Origin of the sequence: Arenimonas sp., from assembly GCF_035721105.1 — a bacterium.
GTDB lineage: Bacteria > Pseudomonadota > Gammaproteobacteria > Xanthomonadales > Xanthomonadaceae > Arenimonas.
On the sequence record NZ_DASTNG010000044.1, the window covers coordinates 1 to 20469 of the forward strand.

Below are 20469 nucleotides of genomic sequence, written 5' to 3' on the forward strand. Positions count from 1 at the left end.
GGGCGCATCGATCGGGATCGCGAGTTCGCCGCGTTCAAAGGCTTGAGCGGCTTCGAAGGTGCTTTCGAGCTTGGCCTCGGGCGATGCCGCATCGAGGCAGGCGCGCGCGGCGTCGAACAGCGAGCGCCTCGACCCCCTCCCCTTCGCTGAAGGGGAGGGCTGGGGTGGGGTTGTAGTTTGCGATTTCACAACCCCCTCCCAACCTCCCCTTCAAACGAAGGGGGAGGAGAAAAGCATCACAACGCCAGGCGGCGCTGGTGCTTGGCGTCGTCCGAACGCAATTGCCGGATGCGCTCGAAATAGCCCGGATCGACGCCGGTCACGTATTCGCCGCTGAAGCAGGAACTGTCGAACTTGCGTCCCGGGAACTTCGGCCCGGCGACCGCGGCCTCGAGGTCGGCGAGGTCCTGGTAGACCAGCCAGTCGCAGCCGATCATGCGTTCGATCTCGCTTTCGGTACGCCCGTGCGCGATCAGTTCCTCGGGCGTGGGCATGTCGATGCCGTAGATGTTCGGATGGCGCACCGGCGGCGCGGCCGAGGCGAGGTAGACCTTCTTCGCGCCGGCGTCGCGCGCCATCTGCACGATCTGGCGCGAAGTGGTGCCGCGCACGATGGAATCGTCGACCAGCAGCACCACGCGGTTGCGGAATTCCAGCGGGATCGGGTTGAGCTTGCGCTTCACCGACTTCGCGCGTTCGCCCTGCCCCGGCATGATGAAGGTGCGGCCGACGTAGCGGTTCTTGATGAAGCCCTCGCGGTACTTCACGCCCAGCACGTTGGCGATCTCCAGCGCGGCGTCGCGCGAGGTGTCGGGGATCGGGATCACGGTGTCGATGTCGTGGTCGGGGCGCAGGCGCAGGATCTTCTGGCCCAGGGTGACGCCCATGCGCATGCGCGCCTTGTGCACCGAGATGTTCTCGATCATCGAGTCCGGGCGCGCGAAGTACACGTACTCGAAGATGCAGGGCGCATGCGGCCGCGGCGCGGCGCAGACCTCGGCATGCAGCTCGCCGCGGAAGTTGACCACCACCGCCTCGCCCGGCTGGATGTCGCGCTCGCGCACGAAGCCCAGGATGTCGAGCGCCACCGACTCCGACGCCACCGCGTATTCGGTGCCGTTCGAACCGACGCGCTTGCCCAGCACCAGCGGCCGGATGCCGTGCGGATCGCGGAAGGCCACCAGGCCCAGGCCCAGCACCATGCTCACCACCGCGTAGCCGCCGGTGCAGCGGCGGTGCACGCCGGCCACCGCGGCCACCGCCGCCTGCGGGGTCAGCGCGCCCTGCTGCGCCAGTTCGTGCGCGAACACGTTGAGCAGCACTTCGGAGTCGGACTCGGTGTTGACGTTGCGCTTGTCTTCCTCGAACACCAGCCGCCGCAGCGCGTCGGTATTGATCAGGTTGCCGTTGTGGGCCAACGCGATGCCGTAGGGCGAGTTCACGTAGAAGGGCTGGGCCTCGTCCGATCCCTCGGAGCCCGCCGTGGGATAGCGGCAGTGGCCGATGCCGACGCGGCCGGTCAGCAGCGTCATCGCGCGCTCGTCGAAGACTTCCTTCACCAGCCCGTTGCCCTTGTGCAGGTGCACCCGGTTGCCGTCCATGGTGGCGATGCCGGCCGCGTCCTGGCCGCGGTGCTGCAGCACCGTCAGGCCGTCGTACAGGGCCGCCGCGACGTCGCTGGCGCCGGCGATTCCAATGATGCCGCACATGGTTCAGTTCTCCGGAACAGGGGGGTCGGCCGCCTCGTGCGGCACGACCGGATCGAGCATCGGGGGCATCGCCGGCGGCGCGGCGAAGCTCAGTTCGTTGGCGGCGCTGGCGGGCAGGAAGCCCTGCATCCATTCGGCGCCGCGCTGCACGCCGGGCATCAGCGTCGACTCGCGCCACCAGGGTTCGGCCGGCAGCGCCGTGAAGCCCATCAGCAGCACCGCCACGCAGGCCAGCACCAGGCCGCGCATCAGGCCGAAGCCCAGGCCAAGCACGCGGTCGGTGGACGACAGGCCGGTGTTGGCGATGAACTTGCCCAGCGCCCAGGTCACCAGCCCGCCCACCAGCAGCACGCCGACGAACACGCCGGCGTAGCCCAGGAACAGGCGCGCCGAAGGCTGCTCGACGCCGGTGAGCCGCGCCGCGGCGTCGGCACCGAAGCCGACCGCCAGCCAGAAGGCCGCGATCCAGACCGTCAGCGACAGCACCTCGACCACGAAGCCGCGCCACAGGCCGACGCCCATCGACACCAGCAGCACCGCCAGCAGTGCGTAGTCGGCCCCGTTCATCGCTGCGGCGCCGCGCGGGTCACGGATGCGGCACGACGATGGCTTCGGGCATCGACAGCCGGCTGCGCACCGCTTCGAGCAGGCGATCGGCGCTGGCGCGATCGGCCTCGGGGCCGACCCGCACGCGCCAGACCGCGCCGCGGTCGGTGTTCATGCGCTGGTGGAAGGCGACGAAGCCAGCGGCCCGGGCGCGGTCGCGCAGGGCGTTGGCGTCGGCCTCGGTGCTGAACGCACCCAGCTGCACCGCGAAGCCCACCGTCGGCGCCGTGCTGGCGCGCGCCGGGGCCGGCGCGCCGGCGACGGCCGCGTCGAGCGTGACCACCGCGGCGGAGCCACCGGTCACCGACTCCACCCGCAGGCGCGCGGCCTCGGCCGCGGTGCGGTCGCCGTAGGGTCCGACCCGCAGGCGCATCGCCGGCTTGCCGGCCACGTCCACCGACTCGCTGGTCAGCGGCAGGCCGCGCGAACGCAGCTTGTCGGCCAGGGACCGGGCATTGGCCAGGTTCGAGAAGCTGCCGACGTTGACCATGTAGCGACCGCCGGCCGTGGCGGCCGGCAGCGCGGGCGCCGGCGCGGCGGCAGGCGCCGGCGGCGGGGCCGTCACCACCGGCTCCGGCGTCGGCGTCGGCGCGGGCGTCGGGGCCGGCGTGGGATCGGGGGCGCTGGGCGCGGCCGGCGCCGGCAGGCCGGTGGCGGCGTCCACGGCGGCCAGCGGGCCGTCTTCGGGCTCGGGCGCGACTTCGGTGCGGGCCGGCGGCAGCGCGGTCTGGTCGACCGTGGCCACGGCGTTGGGATCGTCGCTGGCGACGGGGCGCGGCGACAGGCCGAGCACGCCGCCGTCGGGCGCTTCCGGGGCCGGCAGGGTCAGCGGGACCTCGCGGGTCTCGAAGGCCTGGTCGGGGGCCGCGGGCATGTCCAGCGGGACCTCGGCCGCGTCGGGCCCGGATACGTCGGGGCCCTTGAGCAGCATGGGCAGGAAGATCATCGCCAGCGCCACCAGCACGGCGGCGCCAATCAGGCGCTGTTTCAGGGCTGAATCCATCGGGGCGCGGTCCGGCCGGGGAGTGGCGCGAATTATAGCCGGGTTGCCACCGGCTCCGGCTCAGCGCGCGGCCAGCGCTTCAGCCACGGTGTGGAAAGAGCCGAACACCAGCACGCGTCCGTCGGGGCCGACGGCCTGCGCCGCCGCGGCCAGCGCCGCGTCCAGCCGCGGGTGCGACGCCAGCGCCGCCCCGGGCAGCGCCGCGCGCACGCGCCCGGCCAGCGCGTCGACCGCCAGGCCGCGCGGCCCGGCGTCGGTGATCGGCCCCAGGTGCCAGCCCTGCACGTAAGGTGCCACCGGCGCGACGATGCCGGCGATGTCCTTGTCGGCCAGCGCGCTGAACACGGCGACGGTCGGCCGCGGGTGGGCCGCCAGCCACTCGCCCAGCTGGCGTGCGCCCTGCGGGTTGTGGGCCACGTCCAGCACCCGCTCGGGGCGGCCCGGCAGCCGCTGCAGGCGGCCGGGCACGCGCGCGGCGCGGACGCCCTCGCGCAGGGCCGCGTCCGGCACCGGCAGGTCGAGCGCGCGCAGCGCGGCGATCGCGGCGGCGGCGTTGCCGCGCTGGGCCGGCGCCTCCATCGCGGGGTTGGGCAGGTCGACCGCGTAGCCCGGCTCGCGCCAGCGCCAGCCGTCTTCGCCCAGGTCGTCGACCAGGTAGTCCGAATGCCCGCGGATGGCGAACGCGCCGATCGCGTAGGCCCGGCGCAGCACCGACGACGGCGGGTCCTTCTCGGCCAGCACGCAGGGCTTGCCGGCGCGCAGGATGCCGGCCTTCTCGGCGCCGATGCTCTCGCGGTCGGGGCCCAGGTAGTCCTGGTGGTCCAGGTCGACGGTGGTGATCACGGCCACGTCGGCATCGATGAGGTTCACCGCGTCCAGGCGGCCGCCGAGGCCGACCTCGAGGATGGCCAGGTCCAGCCCGGCGTCGGCGAACAGCAGCAGCGCGGCCAGCGTGCCGAATTCGAAATAGGTCAGGGGGATCTCGCCGCGGGCGGCCTCGATGGCCTCGAAGGCGGCGACCAGGGCGTCATCGGCCGCATCGACGCCATCGATGCGGATCCGCTCGTTATAGCGGAGCAGGTGCGGCGAAGTGAACGCGCCGACCTTCAGCCCGGCCGCGCGCGCCATCGCTTCGAGGAAGGCCACCGTCGAGCCCTTGCCATTGGTGCCGCCGACCACGGCCACGCGGCGCCCGGGCCGGCCCGGGGCCAGCCGCCGGAAGACCTCGCCGACCCGCTCCAGGCCCATGGCGATGTCACGGGGATGGACCTGCTGCTGGTAGGCCAGCCACTGCTCGAGGGTTCGCTTCATGGCGCCATTATCCGTCGGGCGCGGGGCGCCGGCGCATCCCAGCGGTTAGACTGGACGCCTTCCCGTATCGAGCCCGCCCATGGCAAAGCCCAATTATTCGTTCGAAAAGCGCCAGCGCGAGCTCGCCAAGGCCAAGAAAAAGGCCGAGAAGGAAGCCGAGAAGGCCGCCCGCAAGCGCGCCGGCCAGCCCGAGGCGCCCGAGTCCGACGACGCGGACGCCGCCGAAGGCCACCCGCCCGCGAACGACTGAGTCCCCGGCCGGGCGCTCAGAGCGCCCGGTGCACCGCTTCGCCGAACAGCCCGGTGTGGTGGTTGCAGTCGTTGAGCCGCACGACGTCGAGCGACATCGCCGACGCGCCTTCCAGCAGGTTCAGCGTCGTCGGCGCCTGCCGGAAGCTCCACATCCGCGACAGCGGCAGCCCCAGGATGCGGCACAGGATCACGCGGTTCACCGCGTCGTGGGCGACCAGCAGCAGCGTGTCGTCGGCCCCGAGGCCGTCGCAGGCGCGCTGGAAGGCCGGCCAGCAGCGGTCCAGCACCTGGATGATTGACTCCCCGCCCGGGCCCGGCATCTGCACGGTCTCCGGCGCATCCCGCCAGGCCGTCAGCCGCACCGGGTCCTTGGCGCGGATTTCGGCGGCCAGCAGCCCCTCCCAGTCGCCGTGGCCGATTTCCTGCAGGTCCGGGTCCAGCGTGAGCGCCGCGGCACGCGCCTGGCCCAGCGCCAGTTCGGCGGTGCGGCGCGCGCGGGAGAGCGGCGAGGCCACCGCCCGGGTAATCGGCACCTCGGCCAGGCGCTGCCCCAGCTTGCGCGCCTGCTCCTCGCCCACGGGCGAGAGCGCGATGTCGCGCTGGCCCTGGTAGCGGCCTTCGGCGTTCCAGGGCGTTTCCCCGTGGCGGGCAAGCAGGACCTTCATCGGCAGGGGCATCCGGGGCGGGGAAAGGCCGGCCACCGTACGAAATCCCGGCGGGCGAGGCAAACCACCGCGCGCCGCGGCCGCGGCCCATGACCTCTGGCCTACACCATGCTCACCACCGATGCCCTAGGCTTCGGCGTCCACTCGCCAACCCCGGGGAATCCATGAACCTGCGCCCGCTCAAGCCGCTTGCCCTCGCTTTCGCCGTCACCGTCGCCCTCGCCGCCTGCCAGAAGACCGAGGCGCCGGCCGAGCCGGTCGCCGAAGCCCCCAAGCTCCAGGTCGACCTGTCCCAGGTCGCGCAGCAGCCGATCGCGCTGCGCGCCGACGACGTCAGCCCCGAGATCCAGGCCTGCCAGGACTTCAACGGCCACGTGAACGCCAAGTGGCTCGCCGCCAACCCGGTGCCCGCCGACAAGACCACCTGGGGCGCCTTCCCGGCCCTGGGCGAGCGCTCGCTGCAGGTCCAGCACGAGATCGCCAAGGCCGCGGCCGCCGGTGATTTCCCGGAAGGCAGCATGGAGCGCAAGGTCGGCGACTTCTTCAAGGCCGGCATGGACGAGGCGGCGATCGAGGCCGCCGGCCTGTCGCCGCTGCAGCCGCACCTGGACCGCATCGACGCGATCGCGGCCAACGCCGAGATCCCGGCCTACCTGGGCAAGGCCTACGCCGAGGGCGAGGGCATGCTGTTCGGCTTCTACGCGATGGCCGACTACAACGACTCCAACACCAACATCGCCTACGCCACCCAGGGCGGCCTGTCGCTGCCCGAGAAGGCCTACTACCTGGAGGACCGCGAGGACTACCAGAAGATCCGCACCGCCTTCCTGGCCCACGTCGAGAAGCTGATGACCCTGGCCGGCGCCGACGCCGAGACCGCCAAGGCACAGGCCCAGCAGGTGCTCGACTTCGAGACCCGCATCGCCAAGGCCTCGCTTGGCCGCGTCGAGCTGCGCGACCCGGCGACCCGCTACAACCCGGTCAGCCTGGCCGACGCCAACGCCAGCACGCCGAACTTCGACTGGACCGCGTTCTTCGCCGCGCTCGACGTCGAGGCGCCGGCCAGCTTCTCGCTGGCGATGCCGGCCTTCTTCAAGGAATTCGACGCGATGCTGGCCGACGTGCCGGTCGAGCAGTGGAAGACCTGGCTGCGCTTCCGCGCCATCGACGGCGCCGCGCCCTACCTGAGCAGCGCCTTCGAGCAGGCCAACTTCGAGTTCTACCGCAAGACGCTCGCCGGCCAGGCCGAGATGGCGCCGCGCTGGAAGCGCGTGCTCGGCGCGCTCAACGGCAGCATGGGCGAAGGCTTCGGCCAGCTGTACGTGGCCCAGGCCTTCCCGCCGGAGTCCAAGGCCAAGATGGAGGCGCTGGTCGGCAATCTGATGGCCACGCTCAAGGTCCGCCTGGAGAACCTGGAGTGGATGAGCGACGAGACCAAGGTCAAGGCGCTGGAGAAGTGGTCCACCTTCACCCCGAAGGTCGGCTACCCGGACAAGTGGCGTGACTGGAGCGGCCTGCAGGTCGCCGGCAACGACTACGCGGGCAACCTGATGGCGGCCTCGGCGTTCAACTACCGCTTCAACCTCGACAAGATCGGCAAGCCGGTCGACCGCAGCGAGTGGGGCATGAGCCCGCAGACGGTGAATGCGTACTACCGCTCCACCGCCAACGAGATCGTGTTCCCGGCCGCGATCCTGCAGCCGCCGTTCTTCGACGTGAACGCGGACGATGCGCTCAACTACGGCGGCATCGGCGCGGTGATCGGCCACGAGATGCTGCACGGCTTCGACGACCAGGGCAGCAAGTTCGACGCAGCCGGCAACATGGCCAACTGGTGGACCGACGCGGACCGCGAGAACTTCAACGCGCGCACGGACAAGCTGGCCGAGCAGTACAGCGGCTACGAGGCCCTGCCGGGCATGAACGTGAACGGTCGCCTGGGCCTGGGCGAGAACATCGCCGACCTCGGCGGCGTCACCGTGGCCTACGACGCGCTCAAGCGCGCCCAGGGCGAGGGCTTCGCCGACCCGATGGTCGACGGCTTCAGCCAGGACCAGCGCTTCTTCATGAACTGGGCCACGGTGTGGCGCATTGCCTTCACCGAAGCGCAGCTCAAGCAGCAGCTGACGGTCGGCCCGCACTCCCCGGGCATGTTCCGCGCGGTCGGTGCGCCGTCCAACCTGCCGGCCTTCGCCGAGGCCTTCGGCTGCAAGGAAGGCGACAAGATGGTCCGCTCGGGCGACGACCGCGTCGTCATCTGGTAAGGCCAAGCGTCATCGCATGACCCGAAAAGCCCGGCCCCGCGCCGGGCTTTTCCTTTGGGGCTTTTTGACGCGGATTTGCGCGGATAAACGCGGATAGAGCCGGGCAAAGAGAGAAAATCGTCCATCAATTTGGATGCCGGCCATCTGGGGTCCCGCGCGAACCCATGGCACTACTCGCCTCCGCGGTAATCGCCGGACGTTGCCGGCACGACAAGCCCATCGCCCGCCTCTGCTCTATCCGCGTTTATCCGCGTAAATCCGCGTCAAACGCCTCCGGATCCCTCGGACACCATGACCTGTGGCCTATGCCGCGACCTAACCGGAGGTCCAGAATCGGGCGGCCTGCCTGCGACCTGCGGCAGCCCCTTTTCCCTCATCTGGCCCGATCGGGCCTGGAGAACGCTGTGAATCCTCGCAACCTCAAACCCCTCGGCCTGGCGCTTGCCGTCGCCGTCGCCCTCGCCGCCTGCCAGAAGGCCGACGCCCCGGCTGAAGAGACCGCCGCGCCGGTCGCCGCCGCGCCCGTGGTCGACCTGGCCACCCTCAAGACCCCCGCCATCTCGCTGCTTGCCAGCGACGTGGACACCAGCATCGCCGCCTGCCAGGACTTCGACGCCTTCGTGAACTCGAAGTGGCTGGCCGCCAACCCGGTGCCGTCCGACCGCACCACCTGGGGCCCGTTCGTGGTCCTGGCCGAGCGCTCGCTCGAGATCCAGCAGAAGCTGGTCGAGAACCTCGCGGCGCAGGAAGGCGCCACCGGCACCGCCAAGCTCATCGGCGACGTCTGGGCCACCGGCATGGACGAGGCCGCGGTGAACGCCGCCGGCATCGCCCCGATCCAGCCGATGCTCGACGAGATCGCCGCGCTCGAGAGCCCGGAGTCGATCGCCTCCTTCCTCGCCGCCAGCTACGCCAAGGGCCAGGGCTTCGTGTTCGGCTTCGGCCCGAGCCCGGACTTCAAGGACTCCAGCGTCAACATCGCCTACGCCAGCCAGGCCGGCCTGGGCCTGCCGGACCGTGACTACTACTTCGAGGACAAGCACGCCGCGGTGCGCGAAGCCTACGTCGCCCACATCGCCAAGGTGCTGCAGCTGGCCGGCGCCGACGAAGCCACCGCCGCGGCGCAGGCCGCGGACGTGATGGCGTTCGAGACCCGCCTGGCCAAGGTGTCGGCCTCGAGCGAGCAGCTGTCGCGCGACGTGTCGCTGTACTACAACCCGGTCAGCGTCGCCGACGCGGATGCGATGACCCCGAACTTCAAGTGGTCCACCTTCTTCGCCTCGCAGGGCCTGGACGCGCCGGCGATGTTCTCGCTGGCCCAGCCCGACTTCCACAAGGAAGTGAGCGTGATGCTGGCCGACGTGCCGGCCGCGACCTGGCAGGCCTACCTGCGCTTCCAGGCGGTCGACGGCCTGTCGCCGTTCCTGTCGGACGCGTTCGCCGAGGAAAACTTCAACTTCTACGGCAAGACCCTGCGCGGCCAGGCCGAGATGCAGCCGCGCTGGAAGCGCGTGCTCAACACCATCAACGGCCAGATGGGCGAAGCCCTGGGCAAGGAATACGTCGACGTGGCGTTCTCGCCCGAGTCCAAGGCGCGCATGCAGGAGCTGGTGTCCAACCTCAGCACCGCGCTCAAGGCCCGCATCGAGAACCTGGAGTGGATGAGCCCGGAGACCAAGGAACAGGCGCTGGTGAAGTGGGCCTCGTTCACGCCCAAGATCGGCTACCCGGACAAGTGGCGCGACTGGAGCGGCCTGCAGACCAGCCGCGACAGCTTCGTGGCCAACCTGATGGCGGCCGGTGAGTTCAACCACAAGTTCAACCTCGCCAAGATCGGCCAGCCGGTCGACAAGACCGAGTGGCAGATGAGCCCGCAGACGGTCAACGCCTACTACAACCCGCTGGCGAACGAGATCGTGTTCCCGGCCGCGATCCTGCAGCCGCCGTTCTTCGATCCGAACGCCGACGACGCCGTGAACTACGGCGGCATCGGCGCCGTGATCGGCCACGAGATGATCCATGGCTACGACGACCAGGGCAGCCGCTTCGACGCCAACGGCAACTTCAAGAACTGGTGGACCGAGGCCGACATGGCCGGCTTCCAGGAGCGTACCGGCCGCCTGGTCTCGCAGTTCAACGAGTACGGCTACGGCGACGACATGAAGGTCAACGGCAACCTGACCCTGGGCGAGAACATCGCCGACCTGGGCGGCCTGGCCGTGGCCCACGACGCGCTGCAGAAGGCGCTGGAGAACAAGCGCGTGGCCGAGATCGACGGCTACACGCCCGACCAGCGCTTCTTCATGAACTGGGCCACGGTGTGGCGCGTGAACTTCAAGCCGGAGGAGCTCAAGGTCCGCCTGCAGACCGACCCGCACGCCCCGGCGCGCTTCCGCGCCATGGGTGCGCCGTCGAACCTGCCGGCCTTCGCCGCCGCGTTCGGCTGCACCGAAGGTGACCCGATGGTGCGCACCGGCGACGCCAAGGTCGCCATCTGGTGATCCCCCGCGCCACCGCGTGACACGGAAAAGCCCGGCCTCGCGCCGGGCTTTTCCTTTCCGCACCCTCCCCCTGTGGGAGCGCCTTCAGGCGCGAAGCTTCCCGCCAGAAGCTTCGCGCCTGAAGGCGCTCCTACAGGCGCTCCTGCCGGCCCTCCTACAGGCGGAGCGGCACAGGCGGTAGAATCGCCGTCCCCCTAGCCGGAGTCAGCGATGCCCATCCGCATGCGCCCCCTGTTCCCGTCCCTGCTGGCCCTGGCGCTGGTCGCCCTGGCCGGTCCCGCCGCCGCCCAGCGCGCGCCGCTCGCCTGCGCCGATTTCTACGGACACGCCAATGCCGCCTGGCTGGCCCAGAACCCGCTGCCGGCCGGCGCCACCTCGTTCAGCCGCTGGGACCAGCTCAACGCCCTCGGCGTCCAGCAGCGCGACCAGGTCCTGGCCGCCACCACCGCCCCCGCCGGCGCCACGGTCTCGGTGCGCCTGGCCGACCTGTTCGCCAGCGCCGGGGACGAGGCCGCCATCGAGGCCCAGGGCATCCGCCCGATCCAGCCGCTGCTGGCCATCGTCGACAAGATCCGCCGCACCCGCGACGTCGCCCCCGCCATCGCCGCGCTGCACGCCGCCGGCATGCCGGTGATCGTCGACCTGCAGGTGCTGCGCGACGCCAGCGGCAATCCCTACGCCCAGGTCGGCCCGGGCGGCATGGGCCTGCCCGACCCCGGCTTCTACGGCAACAGCGACCCGCTGGTGCAGCCGGTCGAGACCCGCTACCAGGCCGCCGTGGCCGAGTGGCTCAAGCTCACCGGCTCCTCGCCGGCCAAGGCCGCCGCCGAGGCCGCCGCGGTGCTGCAGATGGAGCGCCAGCTGGCCAAGGCCACCCTGCCCGGCGTCTCGTTCACGGTGATGCCGATCGGTGAGGCCGAGAAGCTGGCCGGCCGCCTCGGCCTCAAGGACCTGCTGGCGGCGCACGGCCTGAAGGCGACCCAGGTCGCGATGACCGGGCCGGAATTCTTCGCCGCGCTCAACCCCCTGCTCGAAAAGACCAAGCCCGAACAGTGGAAGGTCTACCTGCGCGCGCACATCGCCCGCGACATGGCGCCGACCCTGGGCAAGGCCTTCAACGAGCCCTGGGGCCAGCTCTACGACGTCACCCTGCGCGGCCAGGACGCGCCGACGCCGCGCGCCCTGCGCGCCCGTTGGGTGCTCGAGGCGCGCGTGCCCGAGCTGATCGACGCCGCCTACACCCAGCGCTTCCTGCCGGTGCCGCGCCAGGAGCGCGCCAAGGCCATCGCCGCCGCGGTCCGCGCCAGCGCCCTGGCCCGGGTCGACCAGGCCGCCTGGCTCAGCGACGCCGGCAAGGCCAGCGCCCGCGCGCGGCTCGAGGCGATGGTCGTGCAGCTGGGCACCGAGGTGCCCGACAACGTCTTCGACGACCTGCGCTTCGAGCGCGACAACCTGGCCGGCAACGTCATCGCCCTGCGCCGCTGGCTGATGAAGTACGCGCTGGTGCGCGCCCGCTTCGCCTGGCCGGCCGAGCAGTGGCAGCCGCTGGTGGTCTACCTGCCCAAGGAAAACCGCCTGCTGGTGACCGCCGCCACCCTGCAGCCGCCGGTGATCGACGACGGCGGCAGCGCCGGCGACTTCGGCGGGCTGGGCGCGCTGGTCGCGCAGCAGATGAGCCTGGCGCTGGCCTTCGAAGGCGCCGACAAGGCGGCCTGGGACAAGCGCATCGCGCCGCTGGTGCCGCAGTACGCCGCCTACTCCGCGACCGGCGGCGCCACCCGGGTCAACGCCACGGGCAGCCTCGTCCAGAACGCCGCCGACCTCGCCGGCCTGGAGATCGCCTGGGCCGCGCTCAACGCCCAGGGCAAGCCCGACGCCGCTTCGGCCAAGGCCTTCTTCACCGGCTGGGCCAGCCTGTGGCCGCGCCAGGACGTCGCCACCGCGCTGGCCGCGGCGCAGGCCAATGCCGTCCACGCCCCGGCCAAGTGGCGGGTGAACGGTCCGCTGGCGAACCTGCCGGCCTTCGGCGAGGCCTTCGGCTGCAAGGGCCGCGTCGCGATGCAGCGACCGGCCAAGGAGCAGGTTGCCCTCTGGCGCTGATGAACAGCTTCGCTCCCGGACAACGCTGGTTTTCCAGCGCCGAGCCCGAACTCGGGCTCGGCACCGTGCTCCGCCTCGCCGGCCGGCAGGTGCAGATCGTCTTCACCGGCACCGGCGTGGTGCGCATGTACGCCCTGGGCTCGGCGCCGCTGCTGCGCGCCGTGTTCCGGCCGGGCGAGCGCGTGCGCATCGGCGGCGAGGACAAGACGGTCGAGCGCGCCGAGCTGCGCGAGTCGCTGATCCACTACACCTGCGCCGGCCAGGTGCACGCCGAGGGCGAGCTGGATGCCGAACAGCCGGTGTCGCAGGCCGATTCGCGCCTGCTTTCGGGCCGGGTCGACCGCAACGACCAGTTCGAATTCCGGCGCGAATGCCTGCAGCGCCGCGCCGATGCCCGCGCACACCCCGGCTGGGGCGTGCTCGGCGCGCGCATCGACCTGGTCCCGCACCAGCTGCGGGTGGCCGAGATGGCCGCGCGCCGCCGGCCGCCGCGCCTGCTGCTGGCCGACGAAGTGGGCCTGGGCAAGACCATCGAGGCCTGCCTGGTCACCGCCCAGCTGCTGGCCAGCGGCCGCGTCCGGCGCGTGCTGGTGCTGGTGCCGGAAAGCCTGGTGAACCAGTGGTTCGTCGAGCTGCTGCGCCGCTTCAACCTGCCCTTCGCCATCTACGACGAGGAGCGCTGCGAATCGCTGGAGATGACCGAGCCCAAGGCCAATCCGTTCGAGGACGAGCAGTGCATCATCGCCTCGGTCGACTGGCTGGCCAGCCATGAAAAGCGCGCGCGCCAGGCGCTGGCCGCCGGCTGGGACCTGCTGCTGGTGGACGAGGCGCACCACCTGGTGTGGACGCCGGAATTCTCCAGCCCGGGCTATGCGCTGGTGGAAGCGCTGTCGGCGCGCACGCCCGGCCTGCTGCTGCTCACCGCCACGCCCGAGCAGCTGGGCCTGGGCGGCCACTTCGCGCGCCTGCGCCTGCTCGATCCCGCGCGCTACACCGACCTCGACGCCTTCCGCGCCGAGTCGCGCCGCTACCTCGGACTGTCCGCGCTGGCCGAGCGCCTGCTCGAGGACCAGGCCCTGACCACCGCCGACATGGCCACGCTCTCCGGCCTGTTCCCCGGCGAGGAAGACGCACTGGTCGCGCGCCTGGGCCGGATCGCCGCCGGCGACACCGCCGAGCGCGACGCGCTGCTGGCCGACCTGGTCGACCGCCACGGCACCGGCCGCGCGATGGTGCGCAACCGCCGCGCCGCGGTGGGCGGCTTCCCCGCGCGCCTGCCGCACGTGGACCTGCTCGACGCCCCCGGGGACCCCACCGTGCTCGGCCGCCTGCACGCCGAATTCGCCCACGACGTCGGCGACAGCGACGACGAGCCGGAGCACGACTACGCGAAGGACCCGCGCACCGACTGGCTGCTGGGCATCCTCGAGCGCGTGGCGCCGGCGAAGGTGCTGCTGCTCTGCCGCTCGCGCGCCAAGGTGCAGGCGCTGGAGGAAGCGCTGCGCCTGCGCACCGGCCTGCAGGTCGCGCGCTTCCACGAGGACATGAACCTCCTGCAGCGCGACCGCAATGCCGCCTTCTTCGCCGACCCGGAGGGGGCGCGCCTGCTGATCGCCAGCGAGATCGGCGCCGAGGGCCGCAACTTCCAGTTCGCCCAGCACTTGGTGATGTGGGACCTGCCGCTGCACCCCGACATGCTGGAGCAGCGCATCGGCCGCCTGGACCGCATCGGCCAGAAGGGCGACGTGAACATCCACGCCGCCGCCGTCGCCGGCAGCGCCCAGGATGTGCTGCTGCGCTGGGTGCACGAAGGCCTGGACGCTTTCCGCGGCGTGCTGGCCGACGGCCGCGAGCTGCTGCGCAGCTTCGGCGCCGAGCTGCTGCAGCTGGCCGACCAGGACGCCGACGCGCGCGAGCCGGCGCTCACCGAACTGATCGCCCGCAGCCGCGAGCGGCACGCCGAGTTGGCGCGCATCATCGCCGAGGGACGCGACCGCCTGCTTGAGCTGGGCAGCCGCGGCACCGAGGGCGGCGAACTGCTGGCCGCCCTGCACCAGGACGACCAGCACGCCGCGATGGACGACCACGCCCTGCGCCTGCTCGAAGCCTTCGGCGTGCACAACGAGCCGCTGGGCCCGAACCAGTGGCTGCTCGATCCCGAACACCTCACCGTCGACGGCTTCGAAGAGTTCAAGCAGGGCCCGCGCACCGCCACCTTCGACCGCGCCACCGCGCTGGGCCGCGACGACCTGCTCTACCTGCGCGACGACCACCCGCTGTTGCTGTCGGCCAACGAACTGCTGGTGTCGGGCGAAACCGGCAACGCCGCCTTCCTGGTCGACGACAGCCTGCCGCCGCGCACGGTGGTGATGGAAGCCGTGAACGTGATCGAGTGCGTGGCCCCGCGCGGCCTGGACGTCGAGCGCTACCTGCCGCCGGCGCCGCTGAGCGTGGCGGTCGACACCCGCCTGCAGGTGCGCGCCGACTTCGCCCCTGGCGAGCGCGCGCGGCTGCGCGCCGGCGACCGCGTGTTCGACCTCTCGCCCCAGCGCAAGGTGCTGGCCGCGCTGGTGCCGCCGATGCTCGAGCGCGCCCGCGAGGAAGCCCTGCTGCGTTCGCAGGAGCGCGTGGCCGAGGCCATGGCGAAGGCCGACGCGCTGCTCGGCGGCGAGATCGCCCGCCTGCGCGCGCTGGCGAAAGTGAACCCGGCGGTGCGGACGGAGGAAATCAACGCACTGGAGCAGGAGCGCGAGCAGCTGCTCGCCATCCTGCCCACCGCCCGCCCGCGCCTGGACAGCCTGCGCCTGGTCGCCAGCACCGATTTCCTGCAGCTGCGCCGCTGAGGCGCCGCCGCTTTACTGCATCGTCAGGGGCAACAAGGCGCGGCGCGGCGGGGCGCCTTCGAGCTTGTTGAAGATCATGCCCTCCGCGGACCGCTTCAGCGGGCGGATGACCTCGGGGCCCGGCGAGAAGTCCACCGCCAGGGCCCGCGCCACGCGGCCATCGGGCCTGACCACGAGATGGAACATGGCGAAGTGCGGCGCGGCGTCCGGCGCCCGGTCGGACCGGAGCAGGACACTGCTCACGCCGCGGATCTCCAGCGGCCAGCGCGCGTCGTCGATGTCGCCCGGGCAGCCCGACACCCGCTTGGTTTCCCGCGAGGCCAGGATGCCCGCCACGATGCCATCGCCCCACTCGGACACGAAGGCCTGCACGTCCGCCAGCACCTCGGCTTCCAACGCCTCGGTCCGCGGCTCACCCAGGGCCTCGAAGCCACGACGCACCAGGTCCGCGCCGTAGGCCAGCACCTTGCGGTGTTGCGGATCCGGATGGTTCATCGCGTAGTGGGCCCGCGCCAGGGCCAGCACCAGGCCCTCCCGCGCGCGGCCTTGCGCCAGCGCGTTCTCGGCCAGGCCGGCCATGGCATTGAGGTCGCCCGCCACGGCGGCCTGGCGCAGCCAGCGGTCGGCCTGCTCCGGGTCCTGGGGCAGTCGCTTCGCGGGGTGGCTGGGGCCCAGGCGGTACAGCGTCCCCAGCAGGTAGGCCGCCGGGCGGCTGCCGCTTTCGGCGACCGCGCGAAGGGTGGCGATGTCCTCGGCCACAAGCGCCGCGGGCACGGTGGGGTCGACCACGCGCGCGATGTCGTAGCAGCGCGGCGCCTGCGCGGCACCGTCGACACCGGACGGCGCCTGCGCCAGCGCGGGCGACGTGGCCAGGCAAAAGACCATGGCCGCCACGAAACACTTCACGGGCATGTCCTTCTCCACGGTCATCGGACCCTTCGCGGGCCACGGGGTTTGAACGGCGGCTGGCCGCGCCAGTAGCGGATCACCAGCCAGCCGAACAGCATGCCGCCGAGATGCGCGAAATGGGCGATGCCGGAGTTGCTGGCGAACACGCCCATGCCCAGCTCGATCGCGCCGAAGACGATCACGAAGGTGCGCGCCTTCATCGGGATGGGCGGGATCAGCAGCATCACCTGCCGGTTCGGGAACAGCATGCCGTAGGCCAGCAGCAGGCCGAACACGCCACCGGACGCGCCGATCGTGGGATACGGCCCCTGCCCCGTGATGCCCGAGGTGACCACCAGCAGCTGGATCAGGCCGGCGCCTGCGACGCAGATGAAGAAGTAGGCGAGGTAGCGCCGCGTGCCCCAGGTCTGCTCCAGCGAGGTGCCGAACATGTACAGCGCCAGCCCGTTGAAAAGCAGGTGCGGAAAGTCGCGATGCAGGAAGCCGTAGGTGATGACCTGCCAGGGCAGGAAGCCGACGGTGATGGGCGAGCCGTCGGCGGCGGAACCGGCGGGGAATTCGCCCAGCGGCCAGAGCGCGAAGTAAATCAGCAGCGGTTCGAACAGGAACTGCTGCAGCAGGAAGCCGATACCGAGGGCCAGGAGCAGGCCTTTTGTCGCCGGGGGCAGTCGCATGCGGGGGGATGCCGGTGGGAAGCCAGCCCGTATCATAGCGGCATGGCCGCGACCCTTCCGTTGATCCCCGATGGGCTGGCGCTCGACGCGCTGGCGGACGTCCTGCGCGGGCGGGACTGGGCCACGCTCGCGCTCGACCCCGCCGACGCCCGGCTGCAGGCCGCCGCCGCGGAGGCGCGCGCGCATGCCAGCGCCGGACGCCTGCTGCCCGCGGCCACCGGCCGCGCCGACGGTCGCCAGTTCGCCGGGCTGCGCGGGGATGCCACGCTTTGGCTGGACGATCCGGCCTGCGGGCCCGCGGCGCGGGACCTGCTGGCGGCACTGGAGGCGCTGCGGATCGAGGTGAACCGGCGCCTGCTGCTGGGCCTGGAGGAGGTGGAGGCGCACTTCGCGCACTACCCGCCCGGCGCCGGCTATGCGCGGCACCGCGACCGCTTCCGCAGCGACGACGCGCGGGTGCTGTCGCTGGTGGTGTACCTCAATGCCGACTGGCCCGACGGCGCCGGCGGCGAGCTGCGCCTGCACCTGCCGGACGGGCCGGTGGACATCGCGCCGCGCCTGGGCACGGTCGCACTCTTCCTCAGCGCCGAGGTGGAGCACGAAGTGCTGCCGGCGACGCATCCGCGCTACAGCGTCGCGGCCTGGTTCCGGCAGCGCCCGCGCCGCTGAGCCGGCAACTGCCCGCGTCCGGTCGCGGCGCGCGGCACGGACCTCAGCGTTTTCCGCGCGCCGGGGGCGGCGCCCACAGCATCTCGTCCAGCGTCGGCGCCGCGCGCTGGCCGCGCACCCGGCCGGCCTCGACGCGCACGCCTTCGGCGCGCAGCCGCTGCACCTGTTCGTCGAAGCCGTCCGAGTCCGCGGGAAAGGCGATGCGCCCGTCCGACCGCAGCACGCGGTGCCAGGGCAGCCCCGGTTCGTCGCCCGCCGAAAGAATGCGCGCCACCAGCCGCGCTCGCCCCGGCAGGCCGGCGCGCCGCGCGACCTCGCCGTAGCCGGCCACCTCGCCGGCGGGAATGGCCCGCACCGCCGCCAGGATGCGCTGGCGGGCGGCGTCGGCCGCGGCAGGGGCGTTGGGCTTTGGGGGCATGCGGGTTTAGGATACCCCTCCCGCAGATTTCCAGACCGCCATGCAGAATTTCGAACAGATCCGCAGCCAGCTCCAGGGCAAGTACAAGCTCACCGCCAGCGAGCCCTACCTGGCCTGCGTGCAGCTCTCGCTCGACAAGGGCAAGCGCCACCAGAGCATCTTCCTGTCGGAAATGGTCGGCGAGGACGAGCGTCCCTACCTGCGGGTCAGCACCGTGATCGCGCCGATGACCGGCATCGATGCCCGCCGCATGCTGCAGTTCAACTGGCAGACCCGCGTGGGCTACCTCGCCATCGGCGAACTCGACTCCGTGCCCTACCTGCAGCTGTGCGAAAACCGCCCCTACGACACCCTCACCGCCGCCGAGATCGACCGCCTCGTGCTGGAAATCGGCGGCCTGGGCGACCAGATGGAACGCATGCTCTCCGCCGGTGGCGACCTTCTTTAAAGCTGTTTTGGCCACGGATGAACACAGATAAACACGGATAAGGCAAAAGATGGTTGATCGTGGCGGAATTCCACGGACGTCGAAAACCTATTCTTCGTTTGTCTTATCCGTGCTTATCTGTGTTCATCCGTGGCAAAAAACGCCCTTGCTGGGCCTTGCCTGAAATCAGCCCCAGCCCAGCGCCCGGACCGCCTTGAGAAGCAGCCAGGCCAGGCCGCCCGAGGCGGGGATGGTGAGGATCCAGGCCCAGACGATCTTCTGGATGACGCTCCACTGCAGGGCGCGCGGGTTCTTGGCCACGCCCACGCCCATGATGGCGGTGGAGATGCTGTGGGTCGTGGACACCGGCATGCCGAAATGGGCCGCCAGGGTCAGGATGGTCGCCGAACTCGTTTCCGCCGCGAAGCCGTGGATGGGATGCAGCTTCACCATCTTGTGGCCCAGGGTCTTGATGATTCGCCAGCCGCCGGCCGCGGTGCCGGCCGCCATCACGATGGCGCAGGTGACGATGATCCAGGTCTCGATGCCCTCGCCGTCGCCCGGGTGCATGAAGGCCAGCCAGCCCGGCAGGTTGTCCAGGGTGCCGGCGGCCTCGGCGCCGATCAGCGCCAGGGCGATGATGCCCATGGTCTTCTGCGCGTCGTTGGTGCCGTGCGCGAAGCCCATGTAGGCGGCCGAGACGATCTGCGCCTTGCCGAACAGCGCATTCACCCAGCGCGGCCGCGAGATGCGCGCGAGCCAGCCGCCGGCGCCGTTCATGGCGCTGATGATCGCCATCAGCGCGCCCATCATCAGCAGGCCCAGGGTGAAGCCCGCGACCGGCGAGCTGATCATGGGCACGATCACCTTCCAGAAGATGCCCTGGTTCCTGGTCCAGTGCTCGGCCTCGCGGGCCCAGATCAGTGCGTCCAGGTTGCCGTCCGCGGCCGCCAGCGCGGCGCCGCACAGGCCGCCGATCAGGGCGTGGCTGGACGAGGACGGCAGGCCGAACCACCAGGTGATCAGGTTCCAGACGATGCCGCCCGCCAGCGCGCAGATGATCAGCTGCGACGTGACCACCACCACCTGGTCGTCGATCAGGCCCGAGGAAATGGTCTTGGCGACGGCGGTGCCGGCCAGGGCGCCGATCAGGTTCATGCCCGCGGCCAGGGCCACGGCCTGGGTCGGGTTGAGCACCTTGGTGGCGACCACGGTCGCGATCGAGTTGGCGGTGTCGTGGAAACCGTTGATGTACTCGAACACCAGGGCCGTCAGGATGACGGCCAGCACCAGGATGAGCGCGGTGGCCATGGCTCAGGCGTTCTTGAGCACGATGCCGTAGATGACGTTGCCGGCGTCGCGGCAGCGGTCGATGGCCTTCTCCAGGATCTCGAACAGGTCCTTGAGGATCAGGTAGCGCATCGGGTCGGTTTCGTGGGCGTAGGTGTCGCGGTAGAGCTCCAGGATCAGCCGGTCGGCCTCGGCCTCGATGGCCTGCATCTTGTCGTTCAGGCCCTTGGTGGTCTCCAGGTCCATGCCCTTGCGCAGCAGGCCCACCATGTCCACCAGCACCCCGCAGGCGCGCTCGAGCATGGCGGCGCGGGACACGAAGTCGACGTCGCCGATGCGCTCGGCCGCCAGCATGTAGCGCTCGGCGAACTTCTCGACCACCTTCGGGATCTTGTACAGGACGTTGCTGAGCGACTCGATGTCCTCGCGCTCGAGCGCGGTGACGAAGGTGTTCACCAGCTCGCGGCTGATCTGCGCCGACAGGTCCTTCTCGCGCTGGCGCGCCAGCTTGAACTTCTCCAGCGAGCGCTGGGCCGGCGGCGTGGCCAGCAGTTCGCCCAGGGCGCGGGCGCTTTCGCGGGCGGCGGCGGCGCTGGCCTCCAGCAGGCCGTAGAACTTGTCGCCTTTGCCGAAGATGGTCTGGAGGGAAAACATGCAGGCGGGCCCCGTCTGGCTGGCCGGGGGCGTCCCGGTCCGTGGATGTGGCGGAAATTTTACAACGCCGTGAAGGCCGCGTGCCCGATGCGCGACCCGGGGCGGGGCCTGGCCACGTCGCGGCGCCGCGCCCGGCGGGACCGCGCCGGCGCCCGGCCCGGGGCCCGCGCCACC

General features: G+C 71.3%; 17 protein-coding genes and 1 pseudogene. 7 read left to right on the forward strand and 11 right to left on the reverse strand.

The window, feature by feature from the left end; translation table 11 throughout:
- From VFQ84_RS06520 to folC, 5 genes and pseudogenes are all read right to left on the reverse strand, one after another.
- A pseudogene (locus tag VFQ84_RS06520) lies at positions 1–189 on the reverse strand (hypothetical protein); the annotation flags it as partial.
- Between the two features lie 47 nt (positions 190–236).
- On the reverse strand, positions 237–1709 hold the full coding sequence (gene purF / locus VFQ84_RS06525) for an amidophosphoribosyltransferase (RefSeq protein WP_325130435.1): 1473 nt from the start codon (positions 1707–1709) through the stop codon (positions 237–239).
- 3 nt (positions 1710–1712) lie between these two features.
- Positions 1713–2276, reverse strand: coding sequence for a CvpA family protein (locus VFQ84_RS06530; RefSeq protein ID WP_325130437.1), 564 nt, complete (start codon positions 2274–2276; stop codon positions 1713–1715).
- A gap of 19 nt (positions 2277–2295) precedes the next feature.
- The gene (locus VFQ84_RS06535; RefSeq protein ID WP_325130439.1) at positions 2296–3318 is read right to left on the reverse strand and encodes an SPOR domain-containing protein; all 1023 of its coding nucleotides are present in this window, start codon (positions 3316–3318) and stop codon (positions 2296–2298) included.
- Between the two features lie 60 nt (positions 3319–3378).
- Positions 3379–4629, reverse strand: a complete 1251-nt coding sequence (gene folC, locus VFQ84_RS06540) for a bifunctional tetrahydrofolate synthase/dihydrofolate synthase (protein WP_325130441.1) — start codon at positions 4627–4629, stop codon at positions 3379–3381.
- 79 nt (positions 4630–4708) lie between these two features.
- Between folC and VFQ84_RS06545 the strand changes: the two genes are divergently transcribed.
- Complete coding sequence (locus tag VFQ84_RS06545) at positions 4709–4879, forward strand: hypothetical protein (protein ID WP_325130443.1); 171 nt, start codon at positions 4709–4711, stop codon at positions 4877–4879.
- 16 nt (positions 4880–4895) lie between these two features.
- Here the strand turns inward: VFQ84_RS06545 and VFQ84_RS06550 are convergent, their stop codons facing one another.
- Complete coding sequence (locus VFQ84_RS06550; protein ID WP_325130446.1) at positions 4896–5546, reverse strand: histidine phosphatase family protein; 651 nt, start codon at positions 5544–5546, stop codon at positions 4896–4898.
- Between the two features lie 164 nt (positions 5547–5710).
- Here VFQ84_RS06550 and VFQ84_RS06555 point away from each other — a divergent pair, with 164 nt between their 5' ends.
- From VFQ84_RS06555 to rapA, 4 genes are all read left to right on the forward strand, one after another.
- Positions 5711–7810 (forward strand): M13 family metallopeptidase, encoded by a 2100-nt coding sequence (locus VFQ84_RS06555; RefSeq protein WP_325130448.1) that lies wholly within the window; start codon positions 5711–5713, stop codon positions 7808–7810.
- Positions 7811–8214: 404 nt separating this feature from the next.
- A complete protein-coding gene (locus tag VFQ84_RS06560) occupies positions 8215–10311 on the forward strand; it encodes a M13 family metallopeptidase (protein WP_325130450.1) in 2097 nt (698 codons plus the stop codon).
- A gap of 210 nt (positions 10312–10521) precedes the next feature.
- A complete protein-coding gene (locus VFQ84_RS06565; protein WP_325130452.1) occupies positions 10522–12411 on the forward strand; it encodes a M13 family metallopeptidase in 1890 nt (629 codons plus the stop codon).
- On the forward strand, positions 12411–15254 hold the full coding sequence (rapA, locus tag VFQ84_RS06570) for an RNA polymerase-associated protein RapA (protein ID WP_325130454.1): 2844 nt from the start codon (positions 12411–12413) through the stop codon (positions 15252–15254). The genes VFQ84_RS06565 and rapA overlap by 1 nt, the downstream gene beginning before the upstream one ends.
- A gap of 12 nt (positions 15255–15266) precedes the next feature.
- Here rapA and VFQ84_RS06575 read toward each other — a convergent pair whose 3' ends face one another.
- Together VFQ84_RS06575 and VFQ84_RS06580 are read right to left on the reverse strand one after the other, a co-directional pair.
- Positions 15267–16184, reverse strand: coding sequence for a hypothetical protein (locus tag VFQ84_RS06575; RefSeq protein ID WP_325130456.1), 918 nt, complete (start codon positions 16182–16184; stop codon positions 15267–15269).
- Positions 16181–16837 (reverse strand): rhomboid family intramembrane serine protease, encoded by a 657-nt coding sequence (locus VFQ84_RS06580; protein ID WP_325130458.1) that lies wholly within the window; start codon positions 16835–16837, stop codon positions 16181–16183. Before VFQ84_RS06580 ends, VFQ84_RS06575 begins: the two co-directional genes overlap by 4 nt.
- A gap of 42 nt (positions 16838–16879) precedes the next feature.
- Between VFQ84_RS06580 and VFQ84_RS06585 the strand changes: the two genes are divergently transcribed.
- A complete protein-coding gene (locus VFQ84_RS06585) occupies positions 16880–17506 on the forward strand; it encodes a 2OG-Fe(II) oxygenase (RefSeq protein WP_325130460.1) in 627 nt (208 codons plus the stop codon).
- 43 nt (positions 17507–17549) lie between these two features.
- Here VFQ84_RS06585 and VFQ84_RS06590 read toward each other — a convergent pair whose 3' ends face one another.
- Positions 17550–17924: an MGMT family protein gene (locus VFQ84_RS06590; RefSeq protein ID WP_325130462.1), complete on the reverse strand. Its 375-nt coding sequence runs from the start codon at positions 17922–17924 to the stop codon at positions 17550–17552.
- A gap of 40 nt (positions 17925–17964) precedes the next feature.
- Between VFQ84_RS06590 and VFQ84_RS06595 the strand changes: the two genes are divergently transcribed.
- Positions 17965–18372 (forward strand): hypothetical protein, encoded by a 408-nt coding sequence (locus VFQ84_RS06595; protein ID WP_325130465.1) that lies wholly within the window; start codon positions 17965–17967, stop codon positions 18370–18372.
- Positions 18373–18537: 165 nt separating this feature from the next.
- On the opposite strand, the gene VFQ84_RS06600 is transcribed toward VFQ84_RS06595, so the two are convergent.
- Both VFQ84_RS06600 and VFQ84_RS06605 read right to left on the reverse strand, forming a co-directional pair.
- Entirely contained in the window at positions 18538–19662 is a 1125-nt protein-coding gene (locus VFQ84_RS06600) for an inorganic phosphate transporter (RefSeq protein WP_325130467.1), read from the reverse strand.
- Positions 19663–19665: 3 nt separating this feature from the next.
- On the reverse strand, positions 19666–20295 hold the full coding sequence (locus VFQ84_RS06605) for a pit accessory protein (protein ID WP_325130469.1): 630 nt from the start codon (positions 20293–20295) through the stop codon (positions 19666–19668).
- Positions 20296–20469 lie beyond the last annotated feature (174 nt).